Source organism: Vibrio salinus, assembly GCF_021272385.1.
Lineage (GTDB): Bacteria > Pseudomonadota > Gammaproteobacteria > Enterobacterales > Vibrionaceae > Vibrio > Vibrio salinus.
Genome location: NZ_JAJSDZ010000005.1, coordinates 1,004,457 through 1,019,817 on the forward strand (window position 1 = coordinate 1,004,457; position 15,361 = coordinate 1,019,817).

The window sequence follows — 15,361 nt, forward strand, 5'->3', positions numbered from 1 at the left end:
AATCGTGAATGGGTATATACTTATACATGATACAAAAACAACCTTTGATTAATATACTCAAAGGTTGTTTTTGTTATTTAGAGTCTCTCCAACAGGGGGTGAAGATGGATATTAAGGATAAAAACCATAGCTCTTATCTGGATACATGGATAGTAAAAACTGTCAGGTACCCCATATTATCCATAATATTAATTTTAACTCTGATTGTCCTTGCCAGTATAGGTGCTAAGGATCTAACCTTCAGAGGAGATTACAATATCTTTTTTGATAAGGGGAATCCTCAACTACTTGAATTTAATCACATACAAGCTGAGTTTTCTAAAACAGACAATCTGGCTATCATTATAGCTCCCCGTAATAAAAATGTTTTTACTCCCCAAACATTATCCATCATTCAAAAAATAACAAATGATGCATGGCAAACACCCTATTCAAGCCGAGTCGACTCTCTTACTAATTACCAACATACAGAATCAGTCAGGAACGAGGAAGAAAATGAAGATGATCTTATCGTTCAGGATCTCGTCCCGGATGAATTCAGCTTTTCGGAGCAGGCAATACAGAAAATCAAACAAATAGCACTATCAGAACCCGTCACTAAAAATTCTATCGTTTCTGCCAAAGGAGACGTTGCTGTCGTAAATATTACGGTCCAGCTACCTGAAAAAAACAAAACCACAGAAATAGTTGAAGTTTACGATTACGTGACTAACTTACTTAGCAAGTACCAGAAACAATATCCGGATACTGAGTTTTACCGGGCGGGCCTTGTCGCCATGAACTATTCGTTAATGGATTCCGCCCATCAGGACATCATAAAATTAGTCCCGATGATGTTGGTCGTCATTCTCATGTTTCTGATTCTATTGCTCAGATCTTTTCTCAGCGTTCTGGCTACATTGGTCGTGATCATTACATCAGTATCAGCAACACTGGGCATATCTGGCTGGCTTGGAATGTCGATAAACGTCGCAACGGTTAACATTCCAACACTAATATTAACGTTATCGGTAGCTGATTGTGTCCATATAATTTCGACAATGCGACATCAGATGCTTAATGGTGAAAATAAATCCCAAGCCATCATTCACAGTCTGAAAATCGATGTCATGCCGGTATTAATCACGTCAGTCACAACCGCTATTGGTTTCTTGATGATGAACATGTCAGATTCTCCGGTATTAAGAACGTTTGGCACCTTGGCAGGATTAGGTGTCATGCTTGCTTGTATACTATCGTTAACCTTGCTCCCGACACTACTTTGTTTACTACCTATAAAAGCTGAATCGCCGGCAGAGAACAAAAAAACGAACCGGATTGATTATTTAAGTAATTTCATTATTAAATACAGAAAATTTCTGCTGCCAGTATCCGTAATTGTAATTATTTCAACAGCAATTTTAATTCCTCAGAATAGGATAAATGATGACTCGGTAAAATATTTCAATAAAGGGAGTGATTTTCGTCAGGTTGCTGATTTTATGCAAGATCATATTAGTGGAATGGGAACAATCAGTGTTGTCATTAACTCTTCCAGAGAGCATGGTATCGTTGACCCTGATTTTTTAAAGACGGTGGAAAACTTTACCCGGTGGCTAAGAAAGCAACCGGAAGTCGATCATGTTTCTTCACTAACTGATATTCTCAAAAGACTTAATAAAAATATGCACGGCGATGATCGCTCTTTTTATCGTTTACCTGATAATCGGGAATTGGCTGCTCAATATTTATTAATGTACGAAATGTCTCTCCCTTACGGACTTGATTTAAATAACCAAATAAACATAGATAAATCGGCACTTAAAATTCAGGTTACAACAGAAAACTTAGGAAGCGATAAATTTATAGACTTGGAAAACCGAATTCACAGTTGGTTTAATCACAATAATATCAATGGAAAGGTTCATGAAATTAAAGAATCCAGCCCATCATTGATGTTTGCTCATATTGGTGCAACCAATATGAAAAGCATGCTGATATCACTACCTATTAGCCTCATCATCATTTCAGGATTATTAGTACTGGCACTGAACTCCTTCAAACTGGGACTGTTTAGTATTATCCCCAATATGGCTCCAGCTATTATTGGGTTCGGATTATGGGCATTAATCTCAGGAGAAATCAATCTGGCACTTTCTGTGGTTGCTTCTCTAACACTTGGAATTGTCGTTGATGACTGTGTCCATTTTCTTACCAAATATCGGATAGCCAGAATCAAAGGAGAATCTCCTGAAAACGCTATTCGGTACTCATTTCATAGTGTGGGACGAGCACTATGGGTAACCTCTGTCGTACTCGTCGCTGGCTTTTCTGTACTTGCAATGTCATCGTTCAGACTGAATTCTGATATGGGTAAACTTAGCAGTATCATTATTTTTCTGGCTCTGATCATCGATTTTTTCTTTCTTCCATGTTTATTAATGATGTTCGATAAAGATAAGAAAAAAAAAGTATCAGTATAATCAATACTTTTTCTTTCAAAGACTACTCACTTACAGTTAGGAGGAACAGATGAAACTCTTTTTTTTATCATGGCACATGAAGATTGGTCGAAAAATGTTATGTACTGAAATAATATGTGCAATATTTCTTTTAACTGTTACTCCTACCGTCTTTGCTGATCAGGCCAAAGGTTTAAAGATTGCGAAAGAAAGAAAAGCCAGAGATAAAGGTTGGCTGGATAGTACAGCATCCGTCATTATGATTCTGAAAAATGCAGAAGGAGATGAAAGCAGACGAGTCATGAGAATGAAATCACTGGAAGTTGAAAATGATGGAGATAAAGGACTGACAATCTTCGATGAACCACGGGATGTCCAGGGAACAGCATTCCTGACTTATTCACATATCACCGGAGCTGATGATCAATGGCTTTATCTTCCAGCTCTCAAACGGGTCAAAAGAATTTCTTCGCGAAATAAATCCGGACCATTTATGGGTAGTGAGTTTTCATATGAAGATCTGAGTTCATTTGAAATCGGAAAATATCATTTCAATTATTTACGAGACGAAACCATCAGCGGTCAACCTTGCTTTGTGGTTGAAGAAAAGCCCCTTGATAAAATGTCTGGTTATACAAAACTTATCACCTGGGTTAATAAATCGGAATACGTGCCGATGAAAGTGGAATACTTCGACCGCAAACATACCAAATTAAAAACATTGATTTTAACAGATTATAAGCAATATCTTAATAAATACTGGCGAGCATTAACTCTGAAAATGACCAACCATCAGACAGGAAAAATTACGATTCTAAAAACGAGTAATATTGAGTTTCAAACGGGCTTAAAAGAAAGAGATTTTAATAAGAATATTCTCAAACGAGTAAGATAACTGCACATAACGTATATGGAAAGAAAGAACATGTTTTCTATCAATCCTATTGTATCTGTTTTCGCTATTACCGGGATTTCATTTCTATGTCAGGCTCAGGAAAAATCCGTCTTAGAACCGGAGCTTAGTGGACAGGTAAACTTTGAATACCGACAATTTTTCAAAGAAGGGAATGACTCTCAGGATAAAGAGCAGCCATCGGCTGTGATGAAACCGGAATTATACTGGAGCTTTAATGATGACAACTCCAGTATTACCTTCACCCCTTTTTATCGCTATGATCACATGGACAGCGAAAGAACTCATGCAGATATACGAGAATTAAAATATCTTACTTATTGGGATGACTATGAGCTCAGAGTTGGCATTAATAAAGTTTTTTGGGGAGTTACCGAGTCAGAGCATTTAGTTGATGTCATTAATCAAACAGATTCAATTGAGTCTGTTGATGGTGAAGATAAACTGGGTCAGCCAATGATCCAGTTTACCGCTATCAAAGACTGGGGTGTCACAGAATTCTACCTACTGCCGTATTTCAGAGAAAGAACATTTCCTGGTTCAAAAGGTCGGTTGAGAACCACGATTCCTATTAATACGGACAAAGCACAATATGAGTCATCTGACAAACAAAAACATATCGATTATGCAGCCAGGTATTCAAATACTCTTGGAGAATGGGATATAGGAGTCAGTTATCTTCATGGAACAGACAGAGAACCATACTTAATTTCTCAGGGAGCAGAACTAATTCCATACTATGCTCAGATGAAACATGCCGGAGTTGATATACAAGGAACCATGGGAAGCTGGCTGTGGAAACTTGAAGCGGTTTACAAAGACAGCTACAAAAACTATACGTCGACAGATAGTGGATTTGAATACACTCTTGTTGGTGTTTTCAATACGGTTTGGGATTTAGGACTCCTCTCCGAATATTTATATGATTCACGGGGGGAAGACTCTTTAGCGATAGGACAAAACGATGTCTTTGCCGCTTTCAGACTCTCACTAAATGACGAAGATAGCACTGAAATGCTATTTGGAATGACACAAGATCTGGATAACAGTGATGTCCGTCTATATAAGTTGGAGGCATCGACAAGGTTGACCAACGAACTCAGCCTTAGTATTGACGCATGGGCGAGTGAAAACCGCACGACGACTGACCCACTTTATTCTATTAGAAACGATGACTTCATCCAGATGGCCATAGAATATTATTTTTAGAGAGATAAAACGTCTTACTCCGTCATTCCTCACCAGAAGAATTAAAGCAGCCATGTCTATTAATAAATGCTCCAATAAATTTGTCTTTTCCCGTGATTGTTTTTCCACAAAAATCGGTCAGATACTCATCATTTTTAACTGGATATGAAACGGCATTTTTCTTAATATCTAAGCTCTTATCCGTAATACTAAAGTTTCCGGTTTCAGGTGACTGAAACATATCTGTTAATGCGTCTTTATTTGTAAAAAAATCTCGGGGAAAAATTATATTTCCTGAATTCGAAATAATTTTTCCTTGATCCCGAGATCTTAATTTGCCACTAAATAAATTATTAACAACCAGAGCACTACTCTGAGGGAATCGAATATCAATTCCAGAAGTGTTATACAATGTATTATTATTTATAACACTATTCTTCCCGCTATTAACATAAATTCCGACGTCACTACAATGAAAAATGATATTATTTCTAATCGTAGTGTGATTAGCCTGATATGCAACTCCACCTCTTCTATCTGGCATACCACCACCGCCAATTGACAGACCTACCGAGGCCCCTGGATACTGTTTCTCTGAGGTATTACAAATAACCAGATTATTCTCAAACACACCATTATTTGCACCACCTTTCATAAAAGCACCATAGCTAATTTTATTTCCTCCAATTTTAATAAAGTCACGAATGATATTATAAGAAACCAACCAATCATTAGCATGGTCAATATTAATAGGAGTAACAGAAAATTTAGTGTCTCTGGGTTTAGTATAATAAAAATGGTTATACTCTACCTTCCCTCTATCCGGATATGCTCCAGCCCTTTTATTCACTTTAATTGCTGCATTAAAATCCACAAAATCATTGTTTGTAATTTCAATATCGTGAGCATTTCCAACAATATGTACAGCATGTTCACATGAGTTATGATTACTGCACGTTCCTATAAATTTAAAACCCGTAATTGTCCAATAAGGTTTATTCAGAAAAATTCCTTCCAGTGTATTCATTAATAAGCTGGCTTTCCCTGGGTGTTCAGCTTTCACTACCACCGGTAACGATTTTGTTGGTATTTTATTGCTGGTAGGAAAACGCTTTGAATTTAATATGTACTCACCATCAGCAACGACAATGGTACTACCAGGCTCTACTTTCTTAAGTGCTTCCATGAATTGTTTTGAGTCAGACACATAAATTTGCTGAGAAGGGCTTTTTACTACCACCGGAGGAGATTTAAAATCAGGTCCCACCGTTGGCCACTGACTTCTGTCAAAAGGCTTCCAGTAATACATAGGTGTAATCAAGCTCTTTCCAGCTTGATTTAGAACATCAGCCACGGGTTTTGTCACAGAATGACGGGCAAACTTATTTGCGGTATGAAAAAGAACTGTTGGTAAAGATTGATCTTCAAACAGAATCCTTCCAAAAGAATAAACTGAATATCCCAATACCAGATTAAATACAATACCAGTCAGAATCAGATATTTTTTAATCAACACAGGTATCATAAGCTTCTATCCTTATTATTTCACGAATTCTGCTGTTTGTAGTATTATTTAAAACTGAACTTGCAGATACATAATATTCACCTGATTATCTGGCGGTTTCAAGCAAAAAAGACATTGCACATATTATCAGTTTTATTGTCTCAAGAATAAGAACACTGTAAACAGATCGTACACATTGAAATTTAAAGTCAATAGTAAACTGTTAACTATTGACATAATAATGTCTACTCTCTGTGAAAGATAAAAACAAAGGATAAGTATGAAGTATCTAGTCACAGGTGCTGCCGGATTTATTGGCAGCTTTGTAGCAGAAAAACTTTGCAACGAAGGATATGAAGTAGTTGGCATTGATAACTTAAACGATTACTATGATCCTCAACTAAAGCTTGCTCGGCTGAAAAGACTAAAAAACCTGTCAAATTTCCACTTCATGAAAATGGATCTCTCAGACAGAATTTCGATTGCTGAATTGTTTGCGACTCAAAAATTTAACCGTGTAATTCATTTGGCAGCTCAGGCAGGAGTTCGTTACTCAATTGATAATCCAATGGCTTACGTTGATTCAAATCTGGTTGGGATGGCAACTATACTGGAAGGATGTCGTCATAATGCCGTTGAACATTTAATTTATGCTTCATCAAGCTCAGTATATGGTATGAATAAAAAAATTCCTTTTACTGAAGACGACAGAGTGGACAATCCTGTTTCTCTCTATGCTGCAACGAAAAAAGCCAACGAGCTAATGGCTCATACGTATAGCCACCTTTACCAATTACCTGCAACCGGACTACGTTTTTTCACTGTCTATGGCCCGTGGGGCAGACCTGATATGGCACCTTATCTTTTTACTGATGCAATTAGCAATGGTAAAACCATCAATGTGTTTAACTATGGGAAAATGCAAAGAGACTTCACTTATATAGATGACATCGTTGAGAGTATATTTAGAATTCAGAATATTATACCAAATAAAAAATCTGGTTATAACACTCTGTATAATATAGGTAACAGTCATCCAGTCGAGCTTAGTCACTTCATAGAATGCATAGAGGACAGCTTAGGTATTAAAGCAAACTGTAATTATATGCCGATGCAACCCGGAGATGTTGAAACTACCTATGCGGACTGTGGAAAATTAGAGCAAATCACTGGCTATACACCAAATACTCCATTATCAGAAGGAATTAACAAATTTGTAGAATGGTTCAGGGAATATAACAAATACGAATAATTTTCACCTCTAACCTTATACTATCAAAAAGGAGGTTAGAGGAAAATGAGAAAACAAGCTCACCAGGAACAGTAATGTTTATAGCAATTTTCTTGCCCATGCTTCTAAGGCTTTATCAATATTAATAAAGGCCTGGCGAAATTCATGTTCACTTTTATTATAAGGATCTTCGATCTTACTAAGTCCAATCCAATGGCCTAATAAAAAAGACTTATGTCTCGCCGTCGGTATTTGATCGCAAAGAGCTTCTATTTGTTCACGTTCCATAGCTAAAATAAGATCATATTGTATAACAAGATCCAGAGTCACTTGCTTTGCCCGATGAAAAGAAATATCTATACCAAACTCAATAGCAACTTTTACCGCTACAGGCTCTGCCGCTTGATCCTGCAATCCACTTTTTAGAGTAGCAATACCTGCAGAGTCAACTTGTTTATCAGGTAATAAATTGTGCAGTTTTTCTTTTGCATATGGTGATCGACATATATTACCTGTACATATAATTAAAATCTTATCAAACATCTATTATAAATACCTTTATTATTTCAGTTTTTTTTGAACAAAGATCTCTTAATTATTTTTATTAGTAATCAAAATGATAAAAATACTTGTTTTTTCATATAGTAAAGACAAAGATTAATTTAGAAAACGATAAAAATAACACACTTTAAAAATTCATATAAAAATGACCAAAGCATTTTTGATAAATAAAATATTGACGACTATAACATAATCAAACACAAGCTAAAGCACAGGTACGATTTTGTATAAAAAAATATGTCAAACAGGTTACTCAATACTGATATTTCTTTTATTTGTTTTCTGCACATTAAGTGTGCAAGCATCGGAAGATTTACCAACCCCCAATAAAGTACTGTCCTTCGATAGTACAGAGGACTGGAATACTTCAGGAGGAGGTGAATTCACTACGGTATGCCCAATCGCAGAAGGAAGCGGGGCCATGCTAATTACCGGAAACGGTAATAGAAATTCTCAACCAAAAGCAAAAAAAACACTAAATGGATCGATAGATACTGCTGATTTAGGGGTTATTGCATTTGCAATTAAAAAAAATCTTCCCCGCGTTACAACCAATGTTACCCTGCGCTTCGGACAAGGCAGCTCATATTCAAAGGTAAATTACAATGTTAATGTCGCTAATCTCAGCTCAACACGTCCGCTAGGTACCTACTGGATAGCTTATGACTCCTCAGAAGACAGCTCATTATCTGCCTACGACTCAATCAATTCTGTTCTGGTATCTTCTCCATCAGCCAGTGCTCCTTATTTTATCGATAATACAATTGATGCTCTCTACACCAATGCTAAGGGTCAGGCGACCATAGTGATTGGATTCGACGATGCCGAGGATACAATAGAAACTATCGCCTATCCCTATATGCTACAGTACAGCATGCTTGGAACAGTTTACCTTCCAACACAAATAATAGGTACAACAGATTCCCTCACATGGGATCAAGTCACGACTCTTTACAATGCGGGTTGGGCAATATCTATCGATGGCTCTCCTGATGATACCAGTATGATTGAAGCTGACAGTCTTAGTGATGCTGTAGAGAACGCAACAAGCCAGTGGGAAGACTTGGAAGAGCACAGTGTTAACTCCGATGCGATGTACCATATGTGTTACCCGAATGGGGCTTATTTTAATCCTAAACTTAAACCTATCCAGGTATCAGGCATGACGTCCGATGGAACAAATACTGTTGTTTTTGACAAAGCCTATGATATTCAAAATGGCATGCGTGTATATGGAGTCAATGTCCCTGAAAATACATATGTTATAAATAATGGTGGTGACGATGTCTATTCAGTTAAGCTATCGTCAACAATCCCCACTCAAACTGTACCGGTTATGTTTAACGATGAAACAGAAGATTTCTACCTAGGTTCCTTACCCGCAGCATTAGCTAAGGCTGGAATGAAAAGTGGTCGAATTACCGGCGGTGGAGGTATGTACACACGGTTTGGATTTGGTGACCGAGAAATGACAACTCCAGGGCAGGGAGTGTCATATATGACATACAATCAATTTAAAAAATTAATAGATCAGGTTGTATTGCGTGGAACAACAATGGAAGTTTACTTCCACAGAATAGTAGATGATCCAGATGATGGCTGGACAACAGATACCCCTAATCCTGGCATTAATGTGTATGAATCATTCTTTAAAGCTTTTATAGATGATATAAACAGCCGTGCATCTGATAATGAATTGGTTGTATTGACCAAACCTGAATGGTATGAAAGAGACATAGACGCTACAGTACCAAGTGATTAATACTGATGTAGGGAAACATCTCATGTTTCCCTTTGGCATTTATTCGTTATAAAATGGATTAATTCTGCTCGATCATCCACTTCAATAATGCTTTTTTCTCTATATCACTGGCATTCAGATACCAAGCTTTAATTTTTTTAATAAACTCATCTGAATTAGTATTAATATTAATTTTTTCCGGTCTTGAAACCTGACTTAATGTTGTTGGTGAGATATTAATATTATGAGAAAGGTTATACTTTTCTATTAATTTTTCTATATTAGCATACGGGAATAACCCCTCATTTCCCGGTAAGACATCTGGTGTCAGTGCTTTAACATCACCATTAGAGTAAGATAACTTCCAATTAACATTATCCTTTCTGAAAGCAACTTCAGCCATTGCGTAGGTGTTAAAAACCCGATGACTCAAAGTCAATATACGATCCTGAAACACGTTAATAACAGAAATCAGAGGAGCAGATTGATACTTTTTTTTCTTCGTGCCATGTTTTAATACTTCAACATAACGAAAAACCAATTCATTATTCCCTTTATGCAACTCAACTAAATGCCCATCTACTTTCATTTTCTGCCCATTAACAGCCATTAGCTCAACTGTATCCGGAAACCGAAGAGTTGCAGCATTTGTAAAAACACTAAAACATAGAGCTAAAAAAATTATCCAATATTTTTTCATCACGAAATCCAATATTCAAAATAAAACCACCCGCAGGTGGTCTATCGAGACATAAAACCAAAATTATCAGAATGTGGCATCCAGACCAACAACGTATCCTGTTTCCATATCATCTTCGTCAGTTAGACCAATTTCAGCGTATAATGCTACTTCTGTCGATAAAGAATACGTTACGTTGGCATAAAAATCGTTTATATCACCATTTTTAACCGAACTCTCGATACTGTTCTTGGTATCCGTTATAGCCCACCCTGCAGCATACTCAAAACGCCCGCCATCAGCCCAACTAGCAGTTACACCATAAGTATATTTATCTCTATCGGTACCATCCGTTTGCTCAGTTTGAGATGTACCATATGTTCCCGCAAATAACCAATCACCAACAGTATAACGAGCTTCAATATCATATGTGGATATATCTCTATCCTGTTCTTGAGCCCGGGCTAAAAATAATGTCAATTCCAAGTCGTTTATTCTGGCGCCAATATTCCCATCAACCTGATAGTCATCAGAAAATGTAGTTGTCGAAGTCGAATTTCTGTTTTCTAAATATGCAATGCCACCATAAAACATTTCACCACCATCATATTTATATTTAATAACCTGATCGCCTTCATAATCTGCATTTTCAACAAATGAAGTAAAGCCAAACTCATAGTCATCACCGATGCCAGCTTCATCCAAAATAGTTGACTGAGAACCAAATGTTATAGTATGCACTTGATCAATAACAATTTTACCGTAAACATCACCACGGTTAACATCATCTTTACCATCATTATCGCTATCACCGTCGTTGGCATCAATATCCATATGTGTACCAACAAGAAGATCTTCAGTCATTTCATAGGTCAAATCAAACCCAAAATTAGCTTCATTAATAGTCCATTGTGAATGAACTGATTTATCCTGATCTTTAAAATACTGAACATCAACTTCACCTGATAAATCCAGAGTCACCCCATCCATCGAGTAAATTTCTGCTGCATTTACCGAAGAGGCAATACCAGCCACTGCTAATGATATAAACGTTTTTTTCATTATTTCCTCTCCCAAAATAGAGGCATTAATCCACTAAGCACATTACTATCTATGTACTCATAACAATAAATTTCACTTTACGTGAAAACATTCAAATTTTTGAATGGAATAAATATTGAACTTTGCTGTAATCTCATTAGTAATACAAATACAACATAAATTACCTATTACTAAAAAAATCTTTGTTAGACACTTTTAATTGACAAGAAATACCGGCTAACACCAACACTAAAATAAAGGTCATAACATTCGCCATTGCCTGTAAATTAAAATCAACTGAAATATGAATTAATTCACCAATAATGGCCATCAAACAGCCTATTGCTGTACCTTTTAAGGTTTTACTATGTCGGGTTCTCAGAGCATTAAAAGATTTAAACAATGCAAAAATAATAACCACTCCCAAAAAAATAGTAGCGGGAATACCAACTTCCGTCGAAAATTGAATATAATCATTGTGTGCATAGTTATAATAACCAATATTATAATGGGAATAAGACGGAAATGTTGAATAAAAAGCACCCAATCCTGTGCCTGTAAAAGGAGCTTCTTTTAAAATATCCATACTCCACTCCACAACTTGATCCCTGGTCTCAGTTGTAGCCGATGTGGCTTCCAATCGCTCTTTCACTTTTTCTAACCCAAATAATGAACCAACAATCACGGTATCAATCAAAATAATTGAAATAACTAAGACTGTTAAAGCTCTGGGGCGATTTTTATAAAACAGCATTGCAATACCACCACCAATTAAAGTGACGGAGAAAAAAGCGGTATTTCCCATACGAGATCGAGTCATGACTAATGCTATGACCATAATAATAAGACACAAACGAACCAGCATCTTGGGTGACAAAACGGCGTCAAACCATCTTTCTAAACGAACACGCCACGAACCAGACTTAGACTGATGCATCTGAGAAATAATTAATCCCGTCCCCAGACATAAACACATCATAAGGTAGTTCGCTAAATGATTATAATATACAAAACTGCCTGTCACTCGATTCCCTTCCGGAATACCAAATATCAAGCTATGGTCAATTCTAAGCAAGACCATAATAGCACCATAAAACGCCTGAAAAGTTCCACTGGCAACTATTACGTACAGAATTAAACGTACTCTTTTAAGGCTATTTATTAATAAAACACTATTCATTGCAAATAATGTATAAGTGAGACCTTTTAACAATCCGGTTTGCGTTGCATAAGAATCAAGCGAAATAGTGCCATATAAACGATGATAGTCATGGTAAAATTGAGCACTGTATGGAGATACCCAATGTAACAAGTCAATTGGAATAGGAATGATTTGGATAAAGACCCAAAGCTGAAAAATACTCAATGGCAGCAATAACCACGTAAACTTAATTAAACGACTTAAATCTAAATGTTTAAAATTAAAGCTAAACAGGATAATTGTTTGAGTAGCAACGATAACTTCAACTATTGACCAAGCCCATATTCGATGGCTAGCTAAAGGTATTGGTAACCAAAAAATTAATCCAAGTAATAAATAAAAACAAAATAGTTCAGATTTTGACATTCTTAACCAATTTAAATAAAAAGTAGCCCATAAATGGGCTACTTAAGCTGACCATATTTACATGAAAAAACTAAGATGATGGCAGAATTAGCTTTGTGATATACCGCTACCTCTTACCCGGCGATTAATGATAGGTTGCTGTCCCAAAGGACCACCAGCAGCCGTTGCCTGAGCAATAATAGTAGGATCTATATTGGCTGCCAGTGCTAACTCAGGCAATAATGTTGGATCTAAACCCAATTCAAGAGCCACATTTGCTATAGATAACGCATTTTCAGGAGCAGATTGAAACGCAGCAACGACCAAAGCAGCTAAATCAGAACCAGAAGATTCTTTATAAATAGCTCTTAATCCTTCTGAAGCATTTGCAGGGAAATCGGAAGCAAATTTTGACATGGCCTCCTGTGGCTGAAACTTTTTAAGTAACGTCTTCACTTGCTGCTCAACTGACGCGACAGTCATATCACTTTTAATAGTGGCATCCGACTTAGTGTCTACAGCAAAAGAATAAGGTGACATGACCGATGCCAACAAACTTACAACACCAACTGCTAATAACTTTCTCATTATCATCTCCAAATAAGCTATAAAAATCATTTAGTTAGAAAATCAATCGGTTATAAAATAATAATTTTAATTATATCGGGTAATAAACACCCGAAAACCACATTTTTCACCTTATTGAAGTTCAATTTTATGTTAAAGACATGCAAATTTCTTTCAAAACCAGATTTATATTGATATCTGTATCATTATTGAGATAATAATCTCATTATTAACATAAGGAATAACTAAAATATATTGCGCGCTTTTTAGCCAGAACAGTGTTAAAATATTTCTACTGAAAAAGTCAAACACCAAATAAAAGAACTTCTAATAAAGAAAGATATTTATGGAAAGTTATATTAGAAACTTTATCAGACTTAAGGGAGATTTCTGACAAAAAGAAAAGCCAGAGAGAATTAAAATAAAAATAAACATTCAAAGAAATAAATATAATATCAAAATAAATATCTCCATACAGCTACATTAAAAATCATTGAACTGGACAGATTGTTAATATAAAGATTTCCACCAACAATACCTTTAACACAAAGAGTCATGAATGTCCCCTAAAATCAACTGATGTAAATTCAATGAAAATAATCGTCATTCACAACTAATTCTATTATTTAATAAAATCTAAAATCCATATCAATTAAAAAAACGTTGCATAATATTATAATATGTATCAACTTTGAATCGTTCCCTATTTTCATTTAAATAAGTTAAAATTTTATCATGATCTTTCTTAGATGTTGATAAGTAATCACCTCCGACCCCATGGAATTTCAATATAATTATCTTAACATGCTTATTTTGGTAACTATTTTCTATATATCTGATAATTTTTTTAGCTGACATACCTGATGGGGCTAAATAAGCAACATGCTCTTTTTTGAACGTTCGACCATAAATATACGTTGATAATTTCTTAGCGACTGCTTGAGCATAATTACCATTAGATGTTTGGCTGTCACCGCAAGGTAGTGTTAAAGATCGACGTCGTTTCTGACCATCGATTAAGTAAAGAAAAGTGTTTGCAACTCTGACCTCTGCAACCATTTCCTCTACCGTTTTATTATCTAAATTTGCATAAGGTTTTACCCATGTTCTGCCTTTAGATACACTGCATTCATGAAATAATGTGTGGTTACCAAGTTCATGGCCTTCTGCAGCAGCATTGCGCCATTTTTCAACTTCCGGCCCACTAACAGTTTTTGATGTAGGGAGTATATAAAATGATGCCTTAAATCCATAATGATCTAACGCCGGGATAGCATTATCCAATTGTGACTGAAGCCCATCATCATAAGACAAACTTACACTGACCTGCCTTTCGTCCATAGCATGAGATAGGGCTGGAATAATAAAAAGTATCGAACAAATAAAGCACTTTAAACGGGAGAATATCATAGTCTGTTTTCACTTTTCATCATAACATCAGAATCACTTTGAGGTACGGTATCAGCAGGTATTTCCTGAACTGGAGGTAAAATACCTAAATATCCTAAGTGAATACCTCTTTTTTTTATCACTGCAGGATTTCCAGCAACCAGACAATTACTGGGAACAGATTTAGTAACGACCGCACCAGCAGCAACAATACAGCTATCACCAATTTCCACATCCGGTAAAATCAGTGTATTGCATCCTATATGACAATTTTTACCTACAACAACCTTACTGGTCTTTCTCCTACACATATCGTGTGCCAGCAGCTTAGCTTCAAACGCAATATAAGAACCTTCTCCTATATATATTCCCTGACCATTTCTTTTATCAAGCTTTGCTTTCAGAGAAATTCTTGCTGAAGGATGAATATGCATTCCATAAACAGCATTTAAGTATTTTACTTTATAACTAAGTAATTTCTGTCTGAGTTGGATCTGAATAAAATCTTTTACATATCTCATTAAGTGCTTAAGCATACCAAAGTCCTATTATACTAAATT

The 15,361-nt window shown here is 36.0% G+C and carries 13 protein-coding genes; 5 read left to right on the forward strand and 8 right to left on the reverse strand.

Annotated elements, in window-relative coordinates:
• The first annotated feature begins 104 nt into the window (after positions 1 to 104).
• From LRQ06_RS04740 to LRQ06_RS04750, 3 genes are all read left to right on the forward strand, one after another.
• Positions 105 to 2,462: an efflux RND transporter permease subunit gene (locus tag LRQ06_RS04740; RefSeq protein ID WP_232765278.1), complete on the forward strand. Its 2,358-nt coding sequence runs from the start codon at positions 105 to 107 to the stop codon at positions 2,460 to 2,462.
• Between the two features lie 94 nt (positions 2,463 to 2,556).
• Positions 2,557 to 3,336, forward strand: a complete 780-nt coding sequence (locus LRQ06_RS04745; RefSeq protein ID WP_232765477.1) for an outer membrane lipoprotein-sorting protein — start codon at positions 2,557 to 2,559, stop codon at positions 3,334 to 3,336.
• 30 nt (positions 3,337 to 3,366) lie between these two features.
• The gene (locus tag LRQ06_RS04750; protein WP_232765279.1) at positions 3,367 to 4,563 is read left to right on the forward strand and encodes a hypothetical protein; all 1,197 of its coding nucleotides are present in this window, start codon (positions 3,367 to 3,369) and stop codon (positions 4,561 to 4,563) included.
• 22 nt (positions 4,564 to 4,585) lie between these two features.
• On the opposite strand, the gene LRQ06_RS04755 is transcribed toward LRQ06_RS04750, so the two are convergent.
• Positions 4,586 to 6,067 carry a NosD domain-containing protein gene (locus tag LRQ06_RS04755; RefSeq protein ID WP_232765280.1) on the reverse strand — a complete coding sequence of 494 codons (1,482 nt, stop codon included), beginning with the start codon at positions 6,065 to 6,067 and terminating at the stop codon, positions 4,586 to 4,588.
• A gap of 259 nt (positions 6,068 to 6,326) precedes the next feature.
• On the opposite strand from LRQ06_RS04755, the gene LRQ06_RS04760 reads away from it, so the two are divergent.
• A complete protein-coding gene (locus LRQ06_RS04760) occupies positions 6,327 to 7,298 on the forward strand; it encodes an NAD-dependent epimerase (protein ID WP_232765281.1) in 972 nt (323 codons plus the stop codon).
• Between the two features lie 78 nt (positions 7,299 to 7,376).
• On the opposite strand, the gene LRQ06_RS04765 is transcribed toward LRQ06_RS04760, so the two are convergent.
• Positions 7,377 to 7,820 carry a low molecular weight protein-tyrosine-phosphatase gene (locus tag LRQ06_RS04765; protein ID WP_232765282.1) on the reverse strand — a complete coding sequence of 148 codons (444 nt, stop codon included), beginning with the start codon at positions 7,818 to 7,820 and terminating at the stop codon, positions 7,377 to 7,379.
• A 241-nt stretch (positions 7,821 to 8,061) separates the two neighbouring features.
• Here LRQ06_RS04765 and LRQ06_RS04770 point away from each other — a divergent pair, with 241 nt between their 5' ends.
• Entirely contained in the window at positions 8,062 to 9,600 is a 1,539-nt protein-coding gene (locus tag LRQ06_RS04770) for a polysaccharide deacetylase family protein (protein ID WP_232765283.1), read from the forward strand.
• A 58-nt stretch (positions 9,601 to 9,658) separates the two neighbouring features.
• Here LRQ06_RS04770 and LRQ06_RS04775 read toward each other — a convergent pair whose 3' ends face one another.
• The 6 genes from LRQ06_RS04775 to LRQ06_RS21095 form a co-directional block, all read right to left on the reverse strand.
• Entirely contained in the window at positions 9,659 to 10,279 is a 621-nt protein-coding gene (locus LRQ06_RS04775) for a DUF2057 family protein (protein WP_232765284.1), read from the reverse strand.
• Between the two features lie 66 nt (positions 10,280 to 10,345).
• A complete protein-coding gene (locus LRQ06_RS04780) occupies positions 10,346 to 11,320 on the reverse strand; it encodes a porin (RefSeq protein WP_232765285.1) in 975 nt (324 codons plus the stop codon).
• A gap of 160 nt (positions 11,321 to 11,480) precedes the next feature.
• Positions 11,481 to 12,866, reverse strand: a complete 1,386-nt coding sequence (locus tag LRQ06_RS04785; RefSeq protein WP_232765286.1) for an O-antigen ligase family protein — start codon at positions 12,864 to 12,866, stop codon at positions 11,481 to 11,483.
• A gap of 87 nt (positions 12,867 to 12,953) precedes the next feature.
• Positions 12,954 to 13,433: a hypothetical protein gene (locus tag LRQ06_RS04790; RefSeq protein WP_232765287.1), complete on the reverse strand. Its 480-nt coding sequence runs from the start codon at positions 13,431 to 13,433 to the stop codon at positions 12,954 to 12,956.
• Between the two features lie 627 nt (positions 13,434 to 14,060).
• Positions 14,061 to 14,822: a polysaccharide deacetylase family protein gene (locus tag LRQ06_RS04795; RefSeq protein ID WP_373054806.1), complete on the reverse strand. Its 762-nt coding sequence runs from the start codon at positions 14,820 to 14,822 to the stop codon at positions 14,061 to 14,063.
• Positions 14,819 to 15,337, reverse strand: a complete 519-nt coding sequence (locus tag LRQ06_RS21095) for an acyltransferase (RefSeq protein WP_308218813.1) — start codon at positions 15,335 to 15,337, stop codon at positions 14,819 to 14,821. The genes LRQ06_RS04795 and LRQ06_RS21095 overlap by 4 nt, the downstream gene beginning before the upstream one ends.
• Between the last annotated feature and the right edge of the window lie 24 nt (positions 15,338 to 15,361).